This is a genomic window from Jeotgalibacillus alimentarius (assembly GCF_000829445.1).
GTDB lineage: Bacteria > Bacillota > Bacilli > Bacillales > Jeotgalibacillaceae > Jeotgalibacillus > Jeotgalibacillus alimentarius.
In genome coordinates this window covers 1-23964 of the sequence record NZ_JXRQ01000012.1, presented here as the reverse complement: position 1 = coordinate 23964, position 23964 = coordinate 1, and the positions used below count along the sequence as shown (strand labels likewise).

Annotated in this window: 24 protein-coding genes; 7 read left to right on the top strand and 17 right to left on the bottom strand. The window is 44.8% G+C overall.

The window, feature by feature from the left end:
• Window positions 1-98 precede the first annotated feature (98 nt).
• Window positions 99-1832, top strand: a complete 1734-nt coding sequence (locus KP77_RS03385; RefSeq protein ID WP_041121340.1) for an ABC transporter ATP-binding protein — start codon at window positions 99-101, stop codon at window positions 1830-1832.
• Between the two features lie 77 nt (window positions 1833-1909).
• Here the strand turns inward: KP77_RS03385 and KP77_RS03380 are convergent, their stop codons facing one another.
• The 7 genes from KP77_RS03380 to KP77_RS03350 form a co-directional block, all read right to left on the bottom strand.
• Window positions 1910-2491, bottom strand: coding sequence for a CDP-alcohol phosphatidyltransferase family protein (locus tag KP77_RS03380; RefSeq protein ID WP_041121365.1), 582 nt, complete (start codon window positions 2489-2491; stop codon window positions 1910-1912).
• A gap of 12 nt (window positions 2492-2503) precedes the next feature.
• Window positions 2504-3169: a TVP38/TMEM64 family protein gene (locus KP77_RS03375; RefSeq protein WP_041121339.1), complete on the bottom strand. Its 666-nt coding sequence runs from the start codon at window positions 3167-3169 to the stop codon at window positions 2504-2506.
• Window positions 3170-3278: 109 nt separating this feature from the next.
• Entirely contained in the window at window positions 3279-4244 is a 966-nt protein-coding gene (locus KP77_RS03370; protein WP_052473936.1) for an ABC transporter ATP-binding protein, read from the bottom strand.
• Window positions 4244-5032: an ABC transporter permease gene (locus KP77_RS03365; protein ID WP_052473935.1), complete on the bottom strand. Its 789-nt coding sequence runs from the start codon at window positions 5030-5032 to the stop codon at window positions 4244-4246. The genes KP77_RS03370 and KP77_RS03365 overlap by 1 nt, the downstream gene beginning before the upstream one ends.
• A gap of 9 nt (window positions 5033-5041) precedes the next feature.
• On the bottom strand, window positions 5042-5905 hold the full coding sequence (locus KP77_RS03360; protein ID WP_041121337.1) for an ABC transporter permease family protein: 864 nt from the start codon (window positions 5903-5905) through the stop codon (window positions 5042-5044).
• A complete protein-coding gene (locus KP77_RS03355) occupies window positions 5886-7103 on the bottom strand; it encodes an ABC transporter substrate-binding protein (RefSeq protein WP_041121336.1) in 1218 nt (405 codons plus the stop codon). Before KP77_RS03355 ends, KP77_RS03360 begins: the two co-directional genes overlap by 20 nt.
• A gap of 287 nt (window positions 7104-7390) precedes the next feature.
• Window positions 7391-8155, bottom strand: coding sequence for a hypothetical protein (locus tag KP77_RS03350; protein ID WP_041121335.1), 765 nt, complete (start codon window positions 8153-8155; stop codon window positions 7391-7393).
• A 228-nt stretch (window positions 8156-8383) separates the two neighbouring features.
• Here KP77_RS03350 and KP77_RS03345 point away from each other — a divergent pair, with 228 nt between their 5' ends.
• Window positions 8384-9565 carry an FtsW/RodA/SpoVE family cell cycle protein gene (locus KP77_RS03345; RefSeq protein ID WP_041121334.1) on the top strand — a complete coding sequence of 394 codons (1182 nt, stop codon included), beginning with the start codon at window positions 8384-8386 and terminating at the stop codon, window positions 9563-9565.
• Between the two features lie 41 nt (window positions 9566-9606).
• On the opposite strand, the gene KP77_RS03340 is transcribed toward KP77_RS03345, so the two are convergent.
• Both KP77_RS03340 and KP77_RS18490 read right to left on the bottom strand, forming a co-directional pair.
• A complete protein-coding gene (locus tag KP77_RS03340; RefSeq protein WP_041121333.1) occupies window positions 9607-10518 on the bottom strand; it encodes a diacylglycerol/lipid kinase family protein in 912 nt (303 codons plus the stop codon).
• A 114-nt stretch (window positions 10519-10632) separates the two neighbouring features.
• Window positions 10633-10767, bottom strand: a complete 135-nt coding sequence (locus KP77_RS18490) for an Lmo0850 family protein (RefSeq protein ID WP_268747443.1) — start codon at window positions 10765-10767, stop codon at window positions 10633-10635.
• Between the two features lie 448 nt (window positions 10768-11215).
• Between KP77_RS18490 and KP77_RS03335 the strand changes: the two genes are divergently transcribed.
• On the top strand, window positions 11216-11623 hold the full coding sequence (locus tag KP77_RS03335) for a CBS domain-containing protein (RefSeq protein WP_041121332.1): 408 nt from the start codon (window positions 11216-11218) through the stop codon (window positions 11621-11623).
• Window positions 11624-11713: 90 nt separating this feature from the next.
• On the opposite strand, the gene KP77_RS03330 is transcribed toward KP77_RS03335, so the two are convergent.
• The 3 genes from KP77_RS03330 to KP77_RS03320 form a co-directional block, all read right to left on the bottom strand.
• Window positions 11714-14116: a heavy metal translocating P-type ATPase gene (locus KP77_RS03330; protein WP_041121331.1), complete on the bottom strand. Its 2403-nt coding sequence runs from the start codon at window positions 14114-14116 to the stop codon at window positions 11714-11716.
• A gap of 77 nt (window positions 14117-14193) precedes the next feature.
• Window positions 14194-14400, bottom strand: a complete 207-nt coding sequence (gene copZ / locus KP77_RS03325; protein ID WP_041121330.1) for a copper chaperone CopZ — start codon at window positions 14398-14400, stop codon at window positions 14194-14196.
• 19 nt (window positions 14401-14419) lie between these two features.
• Window positions 14420-14743 carry a metal-sensitive transcriptional regulator gene (locus KP77_RS03320; protein ID WP_327063101.1) on the bottom strand — a complete coding sequence of 108 codons (324 nt, stop codon included), beginning with the start codon at window positions 14741-14743 and terminating at the stop codon, window positions 14420-14422.
• A gap of 259 nt (window positions 14744-15002) precedes the next feature.
• Between KP77_RS03320 and cls the strand changes: the two genes are divergently transcribed.
• A complete protein-coding gene (gene cls, locus KP77_RS03315; RefSeq protein WP_041121328.1) occupies window positions 15003-16466 on the top strand; it encodes a cardiolipin synthase in 1464 nt (487 codons plus the stop codon).
• A gap of 273 nt (window positions 16467-16739) precedes the next feature.
• On the opposite strand, the gene KP77_RS03310 is transcribed toward cls, so the two are convergent.
• The 4 genes from KP77_RS03310 to KP77_RS03295 form a co-directional block, all read right to left on the bottom strand.
• A complete protein-coding gene (locus KP77_RS03310) occupies window positions 16740-17726 on the bottom strand; it encodes an NAD-dependent epimerase/dehydratase family protein (RefSeq protein ID WP_152614659.1) in 987 nt (328 codons plus the stop codon).
• Between the two features lie 15 nt (window positions 17727-17741).
• A complete protein-coding gene (locus KP77_RS03305) occupies window positions 17742-18632 on the bottom strand; it encodes an ABC transporter permease subunit (RefSeq protein ID WP_041121327.1) in 891 nt (296 codons plus the stop codon).
• Window positions 18629-19573, bottom strand: a complete 945-nt coding sequence (locus KP77_RS03300) for an ABC transporter permease subunit (protein WP_041121326.1) — start codon at window positions 19571-19573, stop codon at window positions 18629-18631. The genes KP77_RS03305 and KP77_RS03300 overlap by 4 nt, the downstream gene beginning before the upstream one ends.
• A gap of 139 nt (window positions 19574-19712) precedes the next feature.
• Entirely contained in the window at window positions 19713-20615 is a 903-nt protein-coding gene (locus KP77_RS03295) for a D-alanyl-D-alanine carboxypeptidase family protein (RefSeq protein ID WP_041121325.1), read from the bottom strand.
• A gap of 168 nt (window positions 20616-20783) precedes the next feature.
• Here KP77_RS03295 and KP77_RS03290 point away from each other — a divergent pair, with 168 nt between their 5' ends.
• The 3 genes from KP77_RS03290 to KP77_RS18070 all read left to right on the top strand — a co-directional run bounded on the left by KP77_RS03290 (window position 20784) and on the right by KP77_RS18070 (window position 22811).
• On the top strand, window positions 20784-21200 hold the full coding sequence (locus KP77_RS03290) for an organic hydroperoxide resistance protein (protein WP_041121324.1): 417 nt from the start codon (window positions 20784-20786) through the stop codon (window positions 21198-21200).
• A gap of 231 nt (window positions 21201-21431) precedes the next feature.
• Window positions 21432-22571: an MFS transporter gene (locus KP77_RS03285; protein ID WP_041121323.1), complete on the top strand. Its 1140-nt coding sequence runs from the start codon at window positions 21432-21434 to the stop codon at window positions 22569-22571.
• A gap of 66 nt (window positions 22572-22637) precedes the next feature.
• Window positions 22638-22811, top strand: coding sequence for a hypothetical protein (locus KP77_RS18070; RefSeq protein ID WP_160289497.1), 174 nt, complete (start codon window positions 22638-22640; stop codon window positions 22809-22811).
• A gap of 393 nt (window positions 22812-23204) precedes the next feature.
• On the opposite strand, the gene KP77_RS03280 is transcribed toward KP77_RS18070, so the two are convergent.
• The gene (locus KP77_RS03280) at window positions 23205-23804 is read right to left on the bottom strand and encodes a pyroglutamyl-peptidase I (RefSeq protein ID WP_041121322.1); all 600 of its coding nucleotides are present in this window, start codon (window positions 23802-23804) and stop codon (window positions 23205-23207) included.
• Window positions 23805-23964 lie beyond the last annotated feature (160 nt).

Here is a 23964-nt window from a genome sequence, read left to right as displayed (position 1 = left end):
TGAAGCCTGAAAATAAAGTATACAGGCACCGCCTCACTTCTTCGGGGTTAAATAAGATATAATTCACCTATACATATTTTTAAGAATAGGAGTATATCATGGCAAATAATGAAACGAGTTTGAAACCATTTATTCAGTTAATTTTATCGACAAAAGTGCCACGGCTGGCGCTGTCGCTCGGTCTTGCAGGGAGTATCCTCACAACACTTGTAGGGCTGACAATTCCTTTACTGACAAGGGAGCTGGTTGATGGTTTTTCTGTAGAGCTGAACGGCTGGCTTGTGGCTGCGATTGCGATTGTGTTTATCGTACAGGCGCTGATTGACGGGGGATCGATGTATTTACTCGGCTATACCGGACAGGTTGTTGTGGCAAGGTTGCGTGAACAGATGTGGGAAAAGATGATCCGGCTGCCTGTCAGTTATTATGATCAGAAGGCGAGCGGTGAATCTGTGAGCCGGGTGGTCAATGACACTGGAATTGTGAAAGATTTGATCTCACAGCACTTCCCTCAGTTTATCACCGGGATTATTACGATTATCGGTGCTGTCATTATTCTGCTGATTATGGATTGGAAGATGACGCTGTTGATGCTGATTTCTGTACCTGTGACAGTCGGGATTATGATTCCGCTTGGACGGCAGATGTCTAAGATTTCACGCGGACTGCAGGATGAGACGGCAACCTTCACCGGAAAGATCCAGCAGACGCTAAGTGAGATCAGGTTGATGAAGGCTTCAAATGCAGAGACATTCGAGTCTGAGAAAGGTAAAGGCGGGATTATTAACCTGCTGTCATTTGGATTAAAAGAGATGCGGATTTTTGCGATTGTCGGACCGCTTATCTATCTGATTATGATGGCTGTTATTGTCGTGATCATCGGTTACGGGGGGATCCGGGTTGCTGAAGGGTCTATGACAACCGGATCGCTTGTGGCATTTTTGCTTTACCTGTTCCAGATTGTCTTTCCGATTACGTCGTTTGCGATGTTCTTTACACAGCTTCAAAAAGCAAAAGGTGCGACTGAACGGATTATCGGGATTATAGATACACCTCAGGAAACAGGTCGTTCCGGTGATGAGATGGATATCAGCGGGCTGCCGGTTCATGTACGGAATGTTTCTTTCTCTTATGAAGAAGGTGAACCGATTTTATCTAACGTGTCATTTGAGGCGCAGCCGGGTGAGATGGTTGCCTTTGCGGGGCCAAGTGGTGGCGGAAAAACAACCATGTTCGGGTTGATCGAGCGTTTTTATGAGCCTTCTGATGGTGCCATTTTCATCGGAGACACGCCGGTGACCAGTCTTTCTATGGATGCGTGGCGCAGCCAGATTGGCTACGTGTCCCAGGATAGTCCGATGATGGCGGGGACGATTCGAGATAATTTAACTTACGGGTTAACAGATGCGGAGTCAATCAGCGATGAACGATTGTGGGAAGTTGCCGCAATGGCTTATGCAGAGCCTTTTATCAGGGAATTCCCTGAAGGACTGCATACAGAGGTTGGCGAGCGTGGCGTGAAGCTGTCAGGCGGACAGAGACAGCGGATTGCCATTGCGCGGGCTTTTCTGAGGGATCCAAAGATTCTGATGATGGATGAAGCGACGGCCAGTCTTGATAGTCAGTCTGAGGGCATTGTACAGCAGGCGCTGACACGGCTGATGGAAGGCCGAACAACATTTGTCATTGCACACCGCTTGTCCACGATTGTGGATGCGGATAAGATAATCTTTATTGAAAAAGGCCGGATCACAGGGATCGGTTCACATAGTCAGCTGATTGAGACGCACCCGCTTTACCGGGAGTTTGCTGAACAACAGCTGGCGCAATAGGAAAAAGCACAGAGCGGTCCATCGCTCTGTGCTTTTTTGTAACCGCCTTTCTTCTCTACGGACGATGAGAACAGGGCTCATCCCAACAACCTCTTCGCCTCCATAAACCGCTGTCCTGCGGTAAATATTTCGACTGCGAAGAATGTGAGGGTTGTCCATAAAACGATGGATGGTGCGAGCATCATCACGCTCAGGAAAAGAAAGCCTTCCGTTCTTTCAGCAAGTCCTGCCTGATAGCGGAAGGACTTTACCCCATTATTCTCAGATACGTTCCCGACTGTTAAAAAGATCGTCATTGAAATGACAATAGACGCCATTAACAAAAGCGCCGCCCACATGATGTCAGGATAAAGAAAAGCGACACCAAGGATGACACTGATCTCAACAATACGGTCAAAGGTGACATCCATCACTGTTCCAAAAGGTGAGGTCTTCGTTGCGCGTGCCATTGATCCATCCACAGCATCAAGAAATCCTGAAAGCCACAGGACAATCACAGCAAGAATCGGGAAGCCGAGATAATAAATGATGCCGGAAGCTGATCCGATGATAAATGCGCCAATGGTGACCTGATTAGCGGTCCAGCCAAATGTTAAAAACCGGTCCGCCGTTTTACGAATAACCGGCTCCGCATACTTTCTTCCATATGTATCAAGCAGTGTCAGCACCCCCTACTCTTCTTTTTTCTCTTTTTGAAGGCCAAGCCATACAGCTACTTTCTTTCTGAATATGAACGAAACCGTAATGAATGCGACAAGGAATGCAAGGCCAAGTAAAATAATTCTCATATCCCCTTCTGCTACACTGGATCCCAAAAAGCTGTAGCCAAATGTGCCGGGAATAATCCCGATGATTGTCGCCAGGGTGAAATCCTTCAGCTTGACGTTTGCGAGTCCTGCAGAGTAACTGACAAGATCAAAGTTCAAAAGAGGTGCCAGTCTCAGAATCAGCACGTACAAAAACCCCTTCTCTTCCATCTTTGACGTAACCAGCTGCACTCTGGGGTCCTGAATTTTTTTAACAAATGACCGATTAAAACGGCGGGCGATAAAGTATGCAACAATCGCACTCAGTACCGCTCCAATCATAATATAGATAAATCCGAATACTGCCCCAAAAGCAAGACCACCTGCGATTGACAGGACTGAAGCAGGAAACAGAATCAGGGGCCTGACCATATAGATCAGGATAAATAACAGTGGGCCCCACCAGTGCAGCGACTGGATCCATTGCTGAATATCCACAGGCGATACATTCAGATACGTTCTGTTAAACCAGTACAAGCCCGCTGCAGCGAGTAGTATCCCAATGATCGCTAACACTGTTTTTCTGTTCATACCCTGCCCCCTTTCTTATTTCTTTTAAGCTTTGTTAAAGGTGGCTGTTGATTTCCACTCCAATCACCAGCTGTGCTAAAACAATATTGGACTTTAACAAACCCTTCTTTTAAGATGACTCTCTAAAATATCTGATTGCTTCTGGTGGAATTGTTACATAGCCGCTCGCTTCTTTTCCCGACTCGCCTGCCGGGATTGTGATGCGGCGACCGGTTGCGGATAGCTTCACGTGCGCCAATTTCCTGCCGAAGTGATATGTTTCATTTACCCACTCTGCCTCAAACCACTCATGCCCCTCTTTTATTTCTGTATGCCAGCTGGCTTTTTCAGCCGGGCAGTACCGTGCTTCATCGAGTACGATCACATCTGAATACAGTTCGGCGACAAGTGCATTGTCCGGATTGTGGTAAAGCTCATGAGGGAGGCCGATCTGCTGCAGTCTGCCTTCAGCCATGACAGCTGTCCGGTCGCCGAGCAGCATGGCTTCGTCTTTATCATGGGTAACGAAAATGGATGTCATGTTTTCTTTTTTCAAAAAAGTTCTGACCCATTCTCTCAGTTCTTTTCTGAGACCCGGGTCAAGGCTTGAGAAAGGTTCATCGAGCAGCAGGAGCTTCGGCTTTAACAGCATGGCTCTGACCAGCGCTGCACGCTGCTGCTGACCGCCTGAAAGCTCGTGGGGATATTGCTTCACATGAGTTTCAAGCCCTACTTCCTTCAGATAACTGCGCGCCATCTCATACGCTTCTTTTTTGCCATGCGTAATCTTTTTCCCGTAAGCAACGTTTTCTAACAATGTCAGATGCGGAAACAGCAGCGCCTGCTGAAAAACCATGCCAACCGGACGCTGTTTCACCTGCATCGCTAACAGGTCGGAACCTTCGATCAGCACTTCTCCATCTGAAAAATGATCCAGTCCTGCCAGACAGCGAAGAAGCGTGGACTTCCCTGTGCCTGAAGGACCTGCGAGTGACAGTATCTCACCTTTATGAAGAGAGAATGACAAGTCATTAAAGATATTTGATGTATGAAATTGTTTGGAGACGTTTTTTACTTCCAGATAGGGGAGACTCACTATATGCTCCTCCTTTTTATGAATAATCTGCCTGCAAGTGCCATTGCAGCTGCTTCTGCAATGAGAATGGCGGCGGCAGGAATCAGTACAAATGCAACTGAAAATGCAGACATAACAGTATCATCTGCTGACTGCAAAAATGGATAATAAATAATCGGCATCGTAATCACGCTGCCTCCGCCAATAATAGCGGTCAATACATATTGACCTGCACTGATTGTGACGGCGAGAAAGATCGCACTTCTGATGCTTGGTATAAGAAGTGGCAGTTCAATCGTGCGGAAAGCGTGCCAGACTCCTGCTTTTAGCATTCTGCCCTGATTGAGCATATCCTGTGGAATCCGGTCATATCCTGCTTTTAATACTTTAATTGCATAGGGTATAGTCGGCACCAGGTGAACAACCGTAACACCGATCCACGTATTTGCGAGTCCGAGACGGATCATGGTGATGTGAAGCCCCATCGCAGCGGCCATTACCGGCAGGAAGAGTGGTAATAGCAGAAGCACCTCAATCGTGTTTTTCAGCTTAAAAGAACGGTGGGAAAGTGCTTTTGCAACAGGAATTCCCACGATCAAATTAATCAGTGCAACAGCAAGCGCAATGCCGAGCGTGATGATCATCGATTCAATCACTCTGCTATCCTGAAAGACTGTTTCCCAGCCTCTGAGTGTCCAGTCCGGCAAAGCACCTGAACGCCATGGAGTGGTCAGACTTTTTAACATCAGTAAAAGGACGGGAATTAAAAAGAAGATCACACAACTGATATAAAAAATATTCTTTTTCATTCTTCCCTCCTAATAGCGATGACTGCTCTTTGACAGCAGCATTCTTCTTTTATTCATCAGCGCGAAGCCTGTCAATGCGCATGCACCTAATATAAAGGCGGTAAGCATTAAGAGCGCGAAGGCCATTGACCTCTCTTCAACTGCAGCGCTGTAGAACCACTCATAGGCAATGACTGGTGTCATTTGCGGGTAAGACACCCCGAGCAGCCCAGGCACCTCATAGGCAGTAAAGATAAATGCCGTAATAATCAGTGCAGTCTCAAACATCACCGGCTTTACCCACGGCCATTCAACCGTTTTGAACCAATCTCTCCGGCCTCCGCCAAGCACTGTATTCACTTCCTGGAACTGACGCGGGAGCTGCATATATACAGGAAGCAGCATTAAGATGACGAAGGGGATCTCCTTCCATACATAGGTGATAAAAATACCAATCCCGCTTCTGTCCTGTACGAGCACTGGAAATAATGTCCGGTCCTCAAGCAGGCCGCTTTGAACCAGTGCAGTTGAGATCAGTCCGCTCTGTCCAAGTAAAAGGAGCACAAAATACCCCCACACAAAATGCGGAAACAGCATCGGAATCCACACGAGCCACTTTGCATTCCCATAAATCAGACGGTAAAAGCTTCTGACGATCAGCCAGCCAATGATCAGGGCAACGGCTGTAGAGCTGACTGTAATCCATATACTGTAGGTCAGACCGTCTGTCAGCTCGCGACGGTCGAATAGTGATAAGTAATAAGTCCATGTGAATCCTTCACCGTTGCCCGTACTTTCGATGAAGGCGAGTATAAAACTTCCTCCGGCAAGCAGTAAGAATGCATAAGCCGGCAGAAGCAGCAGAAGCAATCCGTTAGTCCGCTGCCACTTCATTACGCCACTCCGATTCGATCCATTCCACGTAGTCTGCGTCTACTTCAGAAATATACGTGTCAGCAAGCTTTTCTGCATCCGGAACGGTTTGTCCGCGATCAAGTTCATCAAATGCTGCACGCTGTTCTTCACTTAAGCTCGCCGGATCAAGCGGGGTGCTTTCTCCCCAGTAATCAGGCTTCAGTTTTTCAAGCTGAGCATCCGGGCTTAAAAAGAAATCGATCGCTGCCATAGCAGCTTCTTTATTCGGGCTGTTATAAGGAATTGATAGAAAATGTGTATTTCCGATTGAGCCGGGATCTTCAAGCACAAACGATTCAGTTGTTTCAGGGAAGATACCGTCACGCACGAGTGATTCAGCACGCGCCTCATTGTATCCCATCGTCATCCACACTTCCCCCTGGCTGTACAGGCGGTCAAGCTCTTCAAGTGAAGCAGGATAGGTCTCCCCGCCTCTCCATAGATCAGGTTCAAGCTGATTCAGAAAGTCCCACATAGCTGCTGACTGCTCTTCTTCCAGCGGCTCATAAGGTTCACCAAGCAGTTCCTCAGCTTCTACAGCTTTGCCGAGCATTACGTGTCTGATGAAGGCATTGCCTGTAAAGTCACTTGCTTCAGGATAAGTGAATCTCCCGGGGTTTTCTGCTACCCAATCTGCAAGCTCATCAAGTGTTGAAGGCGGCGTATCTACAACTGCCGAATCATATTGGAAAACAAACTGAACTTTTCCCCACGGTGCTTCGTAGCCTTCAGTCGCTGTACCGAAATCATACTCATAATCCTCTGCCTGGTAATAATCCTGATACGAGGGAATTTCTTCAACAAAAGGTCCAAATAGAAGGTCTCCCTCTTTCGCACGCTTAAAGTTCTCACCATTCATCCAGATCAGATCAATCGTCCCTTCATCCTGATCCGCTCTTTTTTCAGTTTCAAGCTTCTGAATAATTTCATTTGTATTAAGTGGAATTCTCTCTAGTGTGACGTCATATTCTTCTTGCAGCGCAGGAATTGCATACTCATCAATGTAGCTGTTAATCCCTGTGTCCCCGCCCCACATATAAAGACGCACCGTCTCACCTGCTGCCGTTTCTGTAATGTCTTCCCATGACTGACTTGAAAGGTCAATCTCTTCTGTATCTGACTGTGCACTGCAGCCGGCGAGCAGCAAACCAGTTAAAAGAATAGTTGTTTTTTTCATCGATTAAATCGCTCCTTTAAAGCAACTTCACTATTTAATATATTTTACTTATTATAGAGACTGATTATCATTCAATCTGTTAGGTGTGTCATAAAACTGTGTCCAGCTCCACCAGGCAGGGGCTAGTGCGCTTCCCTCAGCTCCTTAAGATAAGTCAACATCGATTCATTCCGTTCATCGTGTTTCCTTTATCTCAATCCGCTTCAGTCCAGCGCATACGCCCCTAAACGCCTGCTTCTGCTTTTCTGATAAAAATAAGCACCTGCTTCATGCAAGTGCCTGTTCATTCATCCTGCCGACCATTCTTTTGTTTTCCTGTCATATGAGAATACTGCAGATGGCTCCCGCTTATATTTCTTCTGCATATCATCCTGCAGGTCGTCCATATTTGCGTAGTCACCTGAGACCCATACCGGCACCTCTACTTTTCCTTTATTAATCACACTGTGCTGGAATGAAATGACAACGCCTTCTCTTAAAAGGTGTGAAATTTTCATCACCACTTCTTTCGGAATCGGAGAGAGTGCTTTTTCTTTTTTAAACTGAAGCAGTTTCGTATTTTTGCGTACGGCTATTTTTTCAGGAATGACTTTTCCGATCATTAAAAAGAAGTCTGTCCACTCCTTATAATATGTACGGTTGAGCATACCGTCCTCCGTTGATAAATAAACAAACCGGTTATTCAGCTTTTTATAAAACGGCAGGTTCAGATGATACTTCATATGCCCCATATACAAAAGCTCCGCTAATTCCTGTGCGCTCATTTCATCAACGCCCGCTTCATCCTCAAAATCAATCCAGCAGAATTCACCGTAAGCCGCTATGTCCTCTTTTACGAGATCGCTTACTTCCTGTTCATGGACATACTCCAGATATGTATGCATGTTAAAAGAAGACTGCTCAAACTTATGCTTTAAGAGGAGCAGGTGATGCAGTCTGTCTGATAACGCACGATAAAAGTCCTTCATATCAATCCCGCTGGACATTGCAAAATCCTGTGCTGTATTCAGATGAAGATAAATCCAGCCCTGGCTGCTTCCCTGATTCTTCATGCCACCATCTCCTCCGTGTAACATCATATTTTCATTGTATCAAATTGTTTGAAAAAGGAGAAAAAGAAACTTTTTCGGATGCTCATCCGTCTATTAGTCAGATGCTTATGACAAAAGTAATGAAACATTTTCGGGCATTGTGACTTCTAGTGAATTGTGAAACAGTGTATAATCTGATACGCTGAATGCATTGTTCTTAGAGGAAAAATTAGAATTCAGGTGAATAGATTGAATACAAATAAACACTTTTCAGACAGAATAGACTGGACTCTTGCCTCGCTGCTGATCTTATTCATGATTGCAAGTGTGCTGGCGATTTCATCTGCCCAGACGACTGGTCAGTATGCAGCCATCGGGACCAATTTCGCAATCAGACAGGGCATGATCTACGTAGCAGGCTTTGTCGTGATTGGCATGATGATGTATTTTGATATGGATCAATACAGAAAATTAGCCTGGGTATTTTATGGGATAGGGATCGTTTTACTCGTCGGGCTGCTTGTCTTTCCGGAGTCGCTTGTCCCATATATCAATGGCGCTTACAGCTGGTACAACTTCCCGGTTATCGGGACACTCCAGCCTTCTGAATTTATGAAGACTTTTACCATCCTTGTTCTAGCAAGGGTTGTAGCTGGCCATAATGAAGCATTTATTAACAGGGATATAAAAAGCGATATGTGGCTGCTTGCGAAAATCGGCCTGATTGTCGGCATTCCTTTTATCCTGATTAATGAACAGCCTGACCTTGGGACCATGCTTGTCTTTATTGCGATTACAATTGGCATTATCCTTGTATCAGGTATTACATGGAAGCTGCTGCTTCCTACATTCGCTTCTGTTGGGGTAATTGCTTCTTCAGCAATCTATCTCGTTTTATTCAGGCGCGATCTGATGGAACGCTTCTTCGATGATTATCAGCTGCGTCGAATTTACTCATGGCTTGACCCTTACAGCTATGCTTCAGGTGATGCGTATCAGCTCACCACTGCAATGAGTGCGATCGGGTCAGGTGAAATTTTCGGTAAAGGCTATCAGGATCGTCAGGTATATGTACCGGATAATCATACTGACTTTATTTTTGCTGTCATCGGTGAAGAATATGGATTTATCGGCGCAAGTATTGTCGTCAGCTTATTCTTTTTGCTGATCTATCATTTAACAAAAGTAGCACTTGAAACAAAGAGTCAATTCAATGTATATGTGTGTGCAGGTGTAATCAGTATGATCACCTTCCACGTATTTCAGAATATTGGTATGACCATTCAGCTGCTGCCAATCACAGGTATTCCGCTTCCGCTGATCAGTTACGGGGGAAGCTCACTGATCGGTACATTGTTCGCGCTCGGATTGTTATTTTCAATGAAATTCCATCACAGAACGTATATGTTCTCAAATGAAGATGATGACTAAAAAACCGTGTTAGAGGCTGAGGCTTTTAACACGGTTTTCGTTTATTCATTTATATCGGCGACATCTGAAGGTACCATCACAGAGATATGCTGCTTCAGTATCCGGATGGTGTCATGCGCACCCTTATAGTGCTCTCCATCGAGATCAATTGTCTGTGCCTCATCAAGCGTCACTTTGCAGGCAGATGTCATATATTGTGTAATCGTCGATTCGTTTTCTTCCCAATCTACAGACGTTTTAGCAGTGAAGATTTCTTTTAAAAGTGTAAAACCTGCTTCCTTCACTACCAGGACATTTAACAATCCGTCATCCATCTGAATAGAGTCCATAGGAAATTCAGTCGCACCAATCGATCTGCCATTCATAAAAAGCAGCATAACCGCATCGTCTTCAACTGTACGGCCATCAAACTCCAGCTTAAAACGGAACGTGTCCTGTTCAGATAATGTTCTAAGCGCACTCATATAATAACTGAGACGGCCAAACATTCCTTTTGATGCCTCATCAATGCTCTCAGAAGCCGCTGCAATTAATCCTGTACCCCAGAAATTACTGAAATACCTGTCATCCGTCTCCACTAGATCCACTTCGCGTTCCACACCGTTGAATGCAATTAGTTCAGCAGCCTGCTTCAGATTAAGCGGAATATTAAGTGATCTCGCAAAATCATTGCAGGTCCCTGCCGGCAGGATTGCAAGACCTGGTCTTGTATCGAGCGGGGCAAGTCCGTTAATCGCTTCATGTACCGTTCCATCGCCGCCCATCACAATGACCAGTTCAACTTCTTCGCCATGCTGACGGCAAAAATGTTCAGCATCACCAGGTTTTTGCGTCTGATATAAAAACAGCTTGGGAATTTTGGATGCGAGAATCGGTGCGGTCTGACTCAGGATTTTCTCAGCATCCCGCTGTCCTGCATTGCCGTTATAGATCAGCATTGCTTTTTGAAACATCTCTGCCCCTCCTTTCCTTACCTGTTATATATGTATATTCCCACTATTTGAACAAAAAATCCTCCAAATAAAAAAGGCCCTCTCATATTGAGCACCTTTTAGTCCGTTAACGGATCATGTACTGGAAACCTGATGAGGCTCCTTGACAGCTTCAAGTATTTCAAGACGTGATTTTGTAGTGGTGATTTTAACGCCTACTTCAGTCATTTTTGTCATCATTTCTTTGATGCTTTCTCTGTTTCTTGACATCTTAGCAGCACCTCTCCCGCAAATGTAGTCTGAATAATTAATCATACGAATCAGTGGTTAAAGAAGTTTCGTTTTATTTATAAATGTTCTATAAGTTTCGCTTCTTTAAAGTTGGCTGCTGATTTCCGCAGAAGGGGGGACGCTTTCCGCAGGGCGTGCGGCGAGCCTCCTCGCGCTACGCGCTGTGGGGTCTCACCTGTCACGCTTCTCCTGCTGGAGTCGCCCCCTTCTGCTCCAATCAGCAACTGTATTAAAACAACAATAGATTTTAACGAAGCTAATTATTTAAATAAGTGTCATTACGATTATCATACCACCAGATACAATGATTTAACCTTGATTCCGCGAAAAATTAATTAATTTTACACATTTTCTGATGTGAGAGATTCATGCATAATCATTCAGCCCGGTGAAATAATAATGACGTACTACATTTGGAGGTGGAAAGATGAATATCAGAGAAGTAATGACAGATGAGATCTACACGTGCAAGATAACGGATTCAGTTGAAACAGCCGCTGAACTGATGAGGACGCATAATATCGGTGTGCTTCCAGTGCTTGATGAGAATGGCAGCCCAGCAGGTATGATCACTGACCGGGATATTGTGATACGGGGCGTGGCAGAGCATAAAGGGCAAACTGTGGATCAGGTCATGACACACGAATTAATTCATGTGACACCTGATACACCTACTGCAGAAGCCGCTGACCTGATGGCATCCACACAGGTGCGCCGTCTGCCGGTTATTGACAATAATCAGGTCATCGGCATCGTGTCACTTGGAGATTTATCTATACATCCACAATCTGATGATAAAGCAGGAGATACGCTGTCAGATATTTCGCAGCCTTAATCGAGAAAAAGCTGCAGTTGGTAAAGACCACTACCTATCCGGCAAAAACGTCAAAAAGCCTTTCAGCACCGCCGAAAGGCTTTTTTCCATTTAAAGCTTCACTCTCTGCAAACGCAGTGCATTCAACACGACTGATACAGAGCTGAATGCCATTGCTGCACCGGCTAACCATGGTGCAAGCAGTCCGATTGCTGCTACCGGTATACCGAGCGTATTGTAACCGAACGCCCAGAATAAATTCTGCCTGATATTTTTCATCGTGTTACGGCTCATCATAATCGCATCTGCAATGCTGTTAAGGTCTCCACGGATCAGCGTGATATCGGCTGCTTCCATTGCAACGTCCGTACCGGTTCCGATTGCAAGTCCCGTATCAGCTGTGGCAAGAGCAGGCGCATCATTAATGCCGTCTCCGACCATTGCAACGGTACGCCCTTGTTCCTGAAGCTTTTTCACTTCATTTGCTTTTCCATCCGGAAGCACTTCAGAGATTACTTTTTCAATTCCTGCTTCTGCTGCAATCGCGCGGGCTGTGCGTTCATTATCGCCAGTCATCATGATGACATCAAGACCCATTTGCTTCAGACGGCTGACCGCTTCTTTTGACGTATCCTTGATTGTGTCAGCTACTGCGATAATACCTGCAGGCTCTCCATCTATTGCTATCAGCATCGCTGTGCGCCCCTGCTCTTCAAGTTCGAGCAGGGTTTCTTCAAGATCAGATACGCTGATATTTTCCTTCATCATTAATTTGCGGGTACCGGCAAGAATTACCTTCCCATCAACAACTGCACGGATACCGAATCCAGATACAGCCTGAAAGTCTGTTGTCTCTATCAGTGCTGCCCCGCGCTCACGCACACCACTTACAATTGCTTTCGCTAAAGGGTGTTCTGATCCCGCTTCTGCTGAGCCTGCCATGATAAGCAGTTCTTCTTCAGTCCAGTTACCCAGCGGCACGACATCTGTAAGAACAGGCTCCCCTTTTGTCACTGTACCTGTTTTATCAAGCACAACTGTATCAATACCCTGAGCTGCCTCAAGGTGTTCCCCGCCTTTAAACAGGATGCCCGCTTCTGCTGCACGACCTGAGCCTGCCATAATGGAAACCGGCGTGGCAAGTCCGAGCGCACATGGACAGGCAATAACAAGAACTGAAATCGTCGCTTCCAATGCCGGTGCAACTTCACCAGGTGATACAAGTGAAATCCATACAATAAATGTTACGATCGCAATGCCGACAACAATTGGCACAAATATCCCTGAAATTCTGTCAGCCTGACGCTGAATAGGCGCTTTTGATCCCTGAGCCTGTTCTACCACGCGGATGATCTGGGCGAGTGCAGTATCTTTTCCTACTTTGACTGCCTCAATTTTCAGGAAGCCCTGCTGGTTGATCGTCGAGCCGATCACAGCATCGCCTGCAGTTTTGTCGACCGGAACACTTTCACCGGTAATCATTGATTCATTAACAGCAGACTGTCCTTCTTTAATCACGCCGTCCACCGGAATTTTTTCACCCGGGCGCACTGCAAGTAGGTCTCCTGCTTTTACCTGCTCAAGAGGGATCTCAACTTCCTCACCGTCACGGATGACAAAGGCAGTTTTCGCCTGGAGACCCATCAGCTTTTTAATCGCTTCAGACGATCTTCCTTTCGCCTTAGCTTCAAATAACTTACCAAGCACGATTAATGTAATTAATACAGCACTCGTTTCAAAGTACAGTCCCATCGTATGTCCCGGCATGGAAAGACTCTGAATAGCCAGATAGACACTGTAAAAGTACGCAGCTGACGTCCCGAGTGCGACCAGTACGTCCATATTCGCGCTGCCGTTGCGCAGCGCTTTATAGGCACCTGTGTAAAAAGGTCCCCCAACAATGAATTGAACCGGTGTGGCTAGTGCCATTTGTACCCACGGATTCATCAGCAGGTCAGGGACATACATCCATTTTGTAAATGAAAAGTGGCCCACCATTGTCCACAGCAGCGGTACTGCAAAGATTAATGAAAATAGAAACCTCTTTTGCTGACGCTTAATTTCAGTCTGGCGGTGATCTTCTTCCGGCGCGCGGTCCTGTTTGCGCGTTGCTCCGTAACCGATCTTTTCTACTCTTGCAATAATGTCATCTACTGAGAGCACGCCATCTGTATATTCAACCGTTGCCTGTTCGAGAGCAAGGTTGACAGTTGCACTTTTTACACCTTCAAGTCTGCTCAGTCCTTTTTCCACACGCGCCGAACATGCTGCACAGGTCATACCCGTAATATCAAATTCTTCTTTTTTGACAGAGACACCGTAACCAAGACTGGTGACTTTATCCTGAATATCATTCAGTGATACTTTGTCAGGATCGTACGAAACCGTTGCACGCTCTAAAGCAAGATTCACACTTGCCTTTTCCATACCGTTCATCCTGTTCAGCCCTTTTTCCACTCTGGTTGAGCATGCTGCACAGGTCATACCTGTAATGTTCAATTCCTTTTGAGCCATTTTTGCAGCCTCCTTATATACCTACATGGGGTATATTTCATTCTTAAGAAAATGCGCAGGGTCACTGCGCACTGAGATTATTTTACGTCATAACCCTGATCTTCAATGACATTTTTGATCTGATCAACTGTTACTGAAGAATCCTGATAGTCGACATCAACTGTGCCTTGATCAAGATGAACTTTTACTGAATCAACACCGCTCATTTCCCCTACATTTGATTCAACAGCCTTTACGCAGTGCTGGCATGACATTCCTTCTACATTCAATGTAACTTGAGACATTTGTTATTCCTCCTGAGCGTTATTTTTTCATTAATCTTTTCATTGTAACTAGAAGCTCATCTACCACTTCAAGGTCACCTTCCTGAATACGGTCAACGATACAGCTTTTCATGTGTCCTTCAAGAAGCAGTTTTGATACGCTGTTCAGTGCAGACTGAGTTGCTGCGATTTGAGTAATCACATCGTCACAGTACGTATCCTTATCAATCATTCCTTTAATTCCACGTACCTGCCCTTCAATACGGTTCAGACGGGTTGTCAGGTTTTTCTTCATATCTTCAGAGTGATGACTTTTACGATCACTGCTGCAATGTGTATATTCATTCAATTCTGTCGCTTCCAAACACATTCCCCTCCCTGCACTGCATTCTTACTATCTCCATCATAACATACCCCTATAAGGTATACAACAAAAAGAATCAGAATGCTCTATACTCTATATAACAAAAGTATCCCATATAACTGAAGATTTCAACACTTTAAAGTGGATTAATGTTGAAATCTTCCTGAAACTTTTCCGCGTGTCATCCGTAATTAGAGATTATCAGGGATTAAGCGTATAATAGATAGAAGAAGAAATTTCAGATAGGCAGGGGCTGAATATGGACTTTATCTCTTTTGATTGGATCTCAATTTTTGTTGGATTTATTTTTATTTTGAACTTTTTCTTTGCAGGGATCCTTATTTTTCTTGAAAGAAAGGACGCCAGTGCTACATGGGCATGGCTGATGGTCCTGTTTTTTATCCCTATCGCCGGGTTCGCACTTTATCTGCTGCTGGGCAGAAGCCTCAGAAAAAAACACCTTTTCAATTGGGAAGGCAGAATGCGTGTGGGAATTGAACAGCTGATCCGTTATCAGATTGATGCAATCCATGAACGTAAATTTCATTTCAAATCCGAAGAAACTGAAAAAATGCGTGATTTGATCTACATGCAGCTGGTGAACAATGCCGCCGTCCTGACCCAGGATAACCAGGTTGATATATTAATAGATGGCAGAAAGAAGTTTAAAGCACTGTTTGATGATATTGAAGATGCGAAAGATCATATTCATATCCAGACTTATATTCTAAGAAAAGATAACCTCGGCCGCGAGCTATACCAGCTGCTTGTTAAAAAGGCAAAGCAGGGAGTAAAGGTTCGTGTACTCTATGATGATATGGGGTCACGCGGGATGACTAAGAGTTATTTCAGGGAATTACGTGCTGCAGGCGGTGAGGTGGAAGCTTTCTTCCCGTCAAAAGTGCCAGTCATTAATCCGCGCCTCAATTACAGAAACCATCGAAAAATTTCTATTGTTGATGGGCGGGTGGGGTATATTGGCGGCTTTAATATCGGTGATGAATATCTTGGTCTTGATAAGCGTTTCGGTTATTGGCGGGATACACACCTGAGAATTGAGGGAAGTTCAGTACACCCGCTTCAGACAAGATTTATACTTGACTGGAATCAGGCGTCGCACCGCTATGATATTGAATATTCGGATGTTTACTTCCCTCCGATTCCGCAAAAAGGCGATGTAGGTCTGCAGATCGTCTCAAGTGGGCCTGATTCGGAATGGGAGCAGATTAAAACAGGCTATCTGAAACTGATTAATAATGCTGACAAGTATGTCTACATTCAGACACCTTATTTTATTCCTGATGTCAGCCTGCTCGATGCGCTTCGTGTAGCAGCTCTGTCAGGTGTTGATGTAAGGATCATGATTCCGAATAAGCCTGACCATATGTTTGTATACTGGGCCACTTATTCTTATGTTGGGGAACTGATGAAAGCCGGTGCAAGGATTTATGTATATGAGAAAGGATTTATACACGCAAAAACACTTGTGACTGATGATGAAGCAGCATCTGTTGGAACTGCAAATATTGATCTGCGGAGCTTCAGTCTGAACTTTGAGGTAAACGCGTTTCTCTATCACCAGGAAACTGCTACTTCACTTGCGATGATTTTCGAAGATGATATGAAGGACTCAACTGAGCTGACGCCTGAGATTTATCAGCAGCGTTCGAATTTGATTAAATTTAAGGAGTCGATTTCAAGATTGCTGTCTCCGATTTTATAAGGTAAACAAACAACGGCTGGGACAATGATGTCTCAGCCGTTGTTTTTGTATCCGTTTCACTTCTAAGATTAGTTGAAAGCATTCTTCTCTTATACTTTTCATGTCTAACTCACTGCAGCTTTTGTTAGTAGAACACAATAAAATCAAAGGTCAGGTTAAGGAAAAACAACGTATGCAAAGTTGTAAAGATATACCCTGCGCGTGAAATACGATTCATTTTTTCCACCCCCGCAAATATTTAACTTCATTATATCATATTTTCAGAAAAGTAAGTCAATTTAGTTTCAACAAAGTCTGCTCTCTTTCTTTTGTCAGACCTGCTTTCCATTCATGATCCCGCTGCTCATTCAGCCAGAGCAGGGTGTCGCTGATGGTTTCTTCGAGCGGTCTGAATGTCAGTCCTTTATCAATCGCTTTTGATGCGTCAGCCAGAAGGAAGCCATCCGGATGAGTATCTGAGATCGGAAGCCAGAATGGAAGTTCCACAAAAGGCCCTGCATCATGTTCAATCAGTTTCCGGTCACTGACCCAATGATACTGAACGTCGGTATTGGCTACTTTCTTTGCTGTATCCAGATATTTTTCCATTGTAGGAAGCGGGTCTCCGCCGGCAGCATTATATGTACCGGTTTCCTGACGTTCGATCATGGTAACAGCCCATTCGCTCAGGTCCCGAACATCGATCCACTGAACTTTACGATCCGGTTTCCCGGGCGCCAGTGCTTCTCCACCCTGTTGTGCACGCCAGACCCAGTAAGTGAACCGGTCAGTCGGGTCATGTGGGCCGACAATCAGGCCGGGCCGGATAACCAGTGAGCGCCCGTCATACAGCTCTTCAATGATTTCCTCGCTCTTCTGTTTCAACGGTCCATAAGTCTCACCGTTTACTTCTTCTGTGTCCTGCTTCAGTTCAGCAAGCTTTGTCACGCCCTCTACTGCCGGGCCATTCGTATAATCCTCATAGACAGAGATCGTTGAAATGAACGTATAGTGTTTGACATGATCTTTTAACAGCTCAGCAGTCTGTCTGACCTGTGACGGGGTATACCCGGAAACATCTATGACTGCATCCCAGTTTCTGTTTTCAAGCGCACTTAAATCTCCGTTACGGTCCCCGGTCAGCTTTTCAACATCAGGAAAGAGCTCCGTATTCGTCTGTCCCCGATTAAACAGTGTTACCTCATGACCTTTATTCACTGCACTTTCTGTCAGGTGTCTGCCAAGAAATTTCGTACCGCCTAAAATTAAAAGTTTCATCATACATGAACACTCCTTTTAACTGGATTGATGGTATTTGTCCTGGTAATAACGTCTGATGCCACTGCTCAGCAGATAAAATGTCAGCATCGTAAATGTGATAATTCCTACTGTTGATAATACTACCCATTCAGCTGTAAACACATCATGATGAATATTCTGTAAAAGGGTTGGCCAGATAAATGAATCATTTACCGCCTCAACGCCACCGCCTCTGATCGACCAGAATGCATTTTGCAAATAGACACCGATAATCGCAAACTGGGCAATTAAAAATAACGTCCGGCCCATATCACTGATAAAATTAGTGACAATCGTCAGTCGCAAATCCGGCCAGAAGTAGTTCTTAAAAAGCGTCCACTGAGAACAGCCCGATACAATACCCGCTTCAAAAAAGGTTTTCTTCGCACTATACTCCATTGACGTCTTAATCATATCTCCTGTCCGCCCTACTTCTACCGCTGCAATAATGACAACCATCCATATCTGCCTGTGTTCTGAAAACACCACAAAAGGCAGTCCGGCGAAGAAGATCACAATAAAAATAGACGGCATAAAAGAGAAGAGCTGACTCCAGATTGAAAGAACCGCCCTGATTGTTTTGGAATAATAACTCCCTATGCCAAGAACAGCTGACACTGCGAACCTGATCACAACAATCGCAAGTATAACAAGCAGTGTTTCTTCTGCTCCTGCGACAATCAGACTCAGTATATCTCTGCCTTCTCTGTCAGAACCAAGCGGATCTTCAGCTGAGGGAGGAAATGGCGGCACTTCGATTTCCCCGCCGGAAAAACGCATTCCTTCCTGCGAAATGCTATTGTCTATTACAGGTAGCAGCGGTCCTATAAAAGTAAGAAACAGCAGAAATGCCAGCATGAGTCCGCCAATCGTTAAATGTTTATTCATCCGTTTCCACCTCTTTCATGAGGCAGAAGAAATCCTCTTGCCACCTGACTGACTAAACCGGCCAGTAAAATTAATATCGTAAAGAAAAAAGCAAATGCAGCAATCGCGCCTGTATTCAGTAACAGTGAATCCGGTCCGTTTATCACGTTCGATACTGCAATATATTCCTTGAAGTAATAAGCCGCTCCCCTGTAGTTTGTAAAGTATTCAATGACAAACAGATTTGATAGCAGATACAGCACAATGGTATTTGTGTGTACAAAGAGCTTCGCAAGTCCATTTCTCAGCATATGTATATAAAGAAGCTTAAATGATGAACTTCCTTTTGCCCTTGCTGTTCTGATATAGTCGGCACCATTTTCATCACTGAGTGCAGAATATGTAATATTAGCCAGATAAAACATCGGAAAAATGGACAGATAAATCACATTCAGCACCACTGCTTCCGGATTCCCTGCTCCGTAAAGGCTCAGCCCAGTAATGATTCCTTTCATATTCAGATACATTAAAGCCATCTGAATAAAGATGATAAAAACTAAATCAGGAACGGAAAGACCAACCCAGGTCGCCTGCAGTCCTGCAAGCTTTCTTTTCCCGTGACGGGTTTTAAAGTCAAACACACCTTTTGCGACTCCAGTGAAAATACTGATGAAAAATGCCGGTATAATCAGCCATAGACTGCGCTGCATCATGTCCCAGGCATGACTGATAAAAGGTCTGTTATAGCTGTCAGTGCCAAACCCTTCCCCATTCATCAAAGGTGTAAAAAATTCTTTAATACTTTCCACGTGTGCCCCTATTGAATAGTGGTAATGCGCAGCTTCGAATTCTCCGGAAGGACCGGATTCAATCTCCACTTCCCGTGGGAGTAATAGTAAAAGCATTAGTACGCTAAAAGCTGCTACCCACTGTAACAGCAACTTCAAAATCCTTGTCCCCATTTCACCCTCCATTATTTGACTGTTCTGAATAGTAGTATAACTGATATTTTTGTTTAGGGAAACTAAGAAAATAGAAAAAAGCTGAACAGCATTTCTGCTATTCAGCCTTATTTCGCATTTCCCGGGAAATAGTTCCTGATCAAATGCCAAGATATTCTTCGAGCGTCTGCCCGCTGTTATACACTTTTCCGGCAAGATCCTTACCGATGTACCGGAAATGCCATGATTCATACTGGTATCCCGTAATATGCTCTTTTCCTGCAGGATAACGAAGAATAAAACCAAATTTGTGCGCATTTTCGGCAAGCCATTTCGCTTCCGCTGTATCTTTGAAGCTGTCGCTCGCCCAGTGCTGTTCCTGACCTTCTGCCCCAATATCAAAACCGAGTCCTGTCTGGTGTTCAGAATAGCCAGGCCTTGCACTGAATCTGTCAGCCTCTTCCTGTCCATGCTGTGCAACGTAGTTGTTATATAGATCTGTCTGGTAATCATACGAACGGTAAGTACTGAATGCTACAAGGCTGTATCCCGCTGCAGATGCAGCCTGCTGCATTTTATTATAGGAAGCACGGGCTTCCGGATCTTCACCTGGCGCGTAATCTGTCGGGAGCGGGTATTCTTTATTCGCAATCAGCACGCCATCTACATACAGTGGTTCAGTCATGGTTTCAGGTGTTCGCTCCACCGTTTCTTCAGGCGTCTCAATATCTTCTGCCGGAGTTTCTGATTCATCCGGCACTTCTTCAGGTGCTTCTGTTTCATCCTGATCTTCTTCAGGTGGCTCTGTTTCGTCCAGGGTTTCGTTCTCTTCTTCCTGACGCGTCATTTCCTTCACATCTTCATCTATATTGCGTTCCTCGTGGCTGCTTTCAGTAATGGATTGCTCTTCACTGCTGCCAAACAATCCTTCTATTGCCTCTTCAGGCGACCAGTTATAGGCGCTGAGCGCACCGAGTGAAGCACCGGCAAATATCGTAACGCCAGCCCCAAGTGCAATCCACCATTTTGTTTTTTTCTTTTTTTGATTCTGTTCAAGTCGCATGATGTCCAAGTCCCTTTCCTGTTGCGTGTCTTCCATTCATTCAGTTTATCAAAAATCTGCTGATCATTATAGCAATTCGCAGAATGTCCTTAAATGTTTAACTAATTGAATAAAAGTGAATCATACAAGAGAGTAAAATTTTTAATAAATGAAATGGAGATGAGATTAATGGCAATTTTAACAAGCACCGCAACAGCGAAAAACGGCAGAAATGGACATGTGAAATCTTCAGATGATTTAATCCAGCTTGATCTTGCAATGCCTGGTGACGGTCAGGATCCTGAAGGCAAATCGAATCCCGAGCAGCTTTTTGCAGCCGGCTATTCAGCCTGCTTTGACGGAGCATTCAATCTCATGGCTAAAAATGCAGGTAAAAAAGTAGAATCAACGACAACTGCACATGTAAGTCTGAATAAAGACGAAGATGATGATGGTGTGAAAATTTCTGTGAAACTCGAAGTTGAAGTCAGCGGCGTGTCTCAGGATGAAGCAGAAGACCTGCTGAAAAAAGCACACGACTTCTGCCCATATTCCAAAGCAACACGCGGCAACATTGACGTCGACTTGAGCATCACAGCTGTATAATACTGAATGATTAATAATAGCACTTCTTTTTTTAGGAAGCAGATTGCAGGTGAGCGGAAGACGGTGACTCCGGGACGATTAGCGACCGCCGTCCGGAAAGCACCGTCTGCAGCGCAGTGAACCGGGTCATAAAACAAGAGGCTGAAACGATTATGTTTCAGCTTTTTTTATGTGGAAATATGCTATACTAGCTCAGGACAAACGTTCATTTGTCAGATGGAGTGTGATGATATGAAGGCACAATCCTGGCTTTCAATTAACTTTTTTACTTTCTTTTTTACATGGGGAATTTTCCTGCCTTATTGGACAGGCTGGCTTGTATATGAAAAAGATCTGACAGTAGCTGCTGCGAGTTCGATTATCGCTGCAGGCTTATTCGCACGATCATTTTCAACACTGTACTTATTTCCTGAACTGAGCAAACGTTTTTCACTGGCTTTCCTGATGAAGGCATTGCCAGTCATTTCAACCTGTATTCTGCTGTTGTTTATTCCTGTCGATTCGTTTACAGGATTAATGGTTGTCATGATCTTATTCAGCTTATTCTATCCGAATATCCTGCCGATGATGGAAAGTAATGCTTCACTTTTAATGCGTACTGACAATATTCATTATGGCAGAAGCCGCTCGTGGGGATCTGTCGGTTACACTGTGGGACTGATTGTAGTCGGGCTTGTGACTGCGATCTGGACGGAGTCAGCGATTTTCGCAGTGATGGCCGTCGGTTCTGTGATGATGATTGCAGGGGCCTTTCAATATGCACCTGACGCCCTGCAGGAAAAGGTGAGTCCAAAGCGTGGCAGCTATAGGGCTGTATTAAAGACGCCTGGATTTATTCTGGTCATTTCAATTTGTGTGTTAATTCAGGGAGCTCATGCTTCTTATTATAATTATGGATTTATCTATCTGCAGGAATTAAATGTTTCTAATGCATACATAGGTTTCATCTTAAATATTGCGGTGCTTTCAGAGATTCTGTTTTTTGCTGTGGCAGACCGCTTCTTTAAAGATCGTCCTGCTGCTTTTATGTTCTTCATTGCTTCAATTGCAGCTGTGGTCCGCTGGGCATTAGTCGGGCTGTTTCCGTCACTGTGGATCTTCCTGATTACACAGCTGTTTCATTCCCTGACATTCGGTCTCGCACATTATGCATTTATCCGCTACCTCTACAGATCAGTGGATAAACAGCTGATCCCGACTGCACAGGGTGTGTATGCGTCACTTGGAATGGGGCTTAGCGCTGCAGTTCTCACGCAGGTTGGAGGACTGTTATACGATATTGATTCCGGGCTGGCTTTTACAGGGATGAGTATTGCTGTTATGCCGGCAATTGTGCTTTCGATCCTGATGCATCAAAAAAGAATTGCGTAATACCCCCATATAATAAAAAAGCCTCCGTATGTTTTAGTAAATCATAAACATATGGAGGCTTTTTCTATGAGAAAAGAATCTTCTTTTAATAAAGATCATGTACTTTCACTAATTGATTCGATTGACCGGCTGACGGCTGCGAGGAAGAGAGACCGTGCTGCGCTGCTTGCGTCTCTTGATGAGCTTGAAGAGAAGCTTGCGATGTGTGATGCGCGTATCCGGAACATAAAGGATGCTTAAGCTTTGAACCGGCTCACTGCGCTTCGGGCGGACGCTTTCCGCAGGGCCGGCGCTAAGCCTCCTCGGACTTCGTCCTGCGGGGTCTTAGCTAACCGGCTTCTCCTGCTGGAGTCACCACCCTACGCTCCGTTCGCCTCAGTCTGTCTCTTCTAAACTACTTTTCATTTTAATCATTTGGCTATGTTAAAGCCCAATGTTGTTTTAGCACAGCTGGTGATTGGAGCGGAAGGGGGACGACTCCAGCAGGAGAAGCGTGACAGGTGAGATCCCGCAGAAGCGTAGCTTCGAGGAGGGCCGATTGAACCGGAGCCACAATACGGCTCATGCGGAAAGCGTTCCCCCTGCAGCGGAAATCAACAGCCACCTTTAACAGAGCTAATCATTTAAAAATACTCATAACTTCTCAATACACAGCCTGATTGCTGTTTTAAGATCTTGCTCTGACCAGCTTGGGAGTCTTCTGGAGGCTGTAGCCATGTCGTGGGAGGCAGGGATGTGAATAAAGCCTGAAGGGATATCTCTGCCTTCCTGCTGCAGATGCCACAGCATCCGGTACATGACATGGTTGCAAAGATACGTTCCGGCAGAGTTCGATATGCTTGCCGGCAGTCCGTTGTCATGTAAATGATCAACCATTGAGCGGATCGGCAGCTTTGAGAATAGTCCATCCGGTCCTTCTTCCGCGATCTTCTCCCCTGCAGGTGTGTAGCCATTGTTATCTTTTTCGCCTTCATTACAATTAATTGCGATACGCTCAGGAGTAATGTGAGTACGCCCTCCTGCAAGTCCAAGTGACATCACCGCATCAGGTTTTACATCTTCATAATATTGAATAATCTGATCCCCTGATATTGCAAAGTCCACTTGCAATATGCGTCCTTCAATTTTCCATCCATTGATGACCTGACCGTCTAATTCTTTTACGATTTCCATAGTCGGGTTCTTTTTGAAATGTAAAAATGGCTCGAAGCCGGTTAATAATAGTGTTTTCATGATATGTACACCTCTTTTTGTTCAGCTTATCATTTTATTTCGCCTAACGAAAGAGAAGTTCAAAAAAGAGGCTGGGACAAAAACTAGCCAAAGACTAAAATAAAAGGCGCTGATCATCTAAAAAGATGGTCGGCGCCTTTTATTACCAAATATTTGTGCT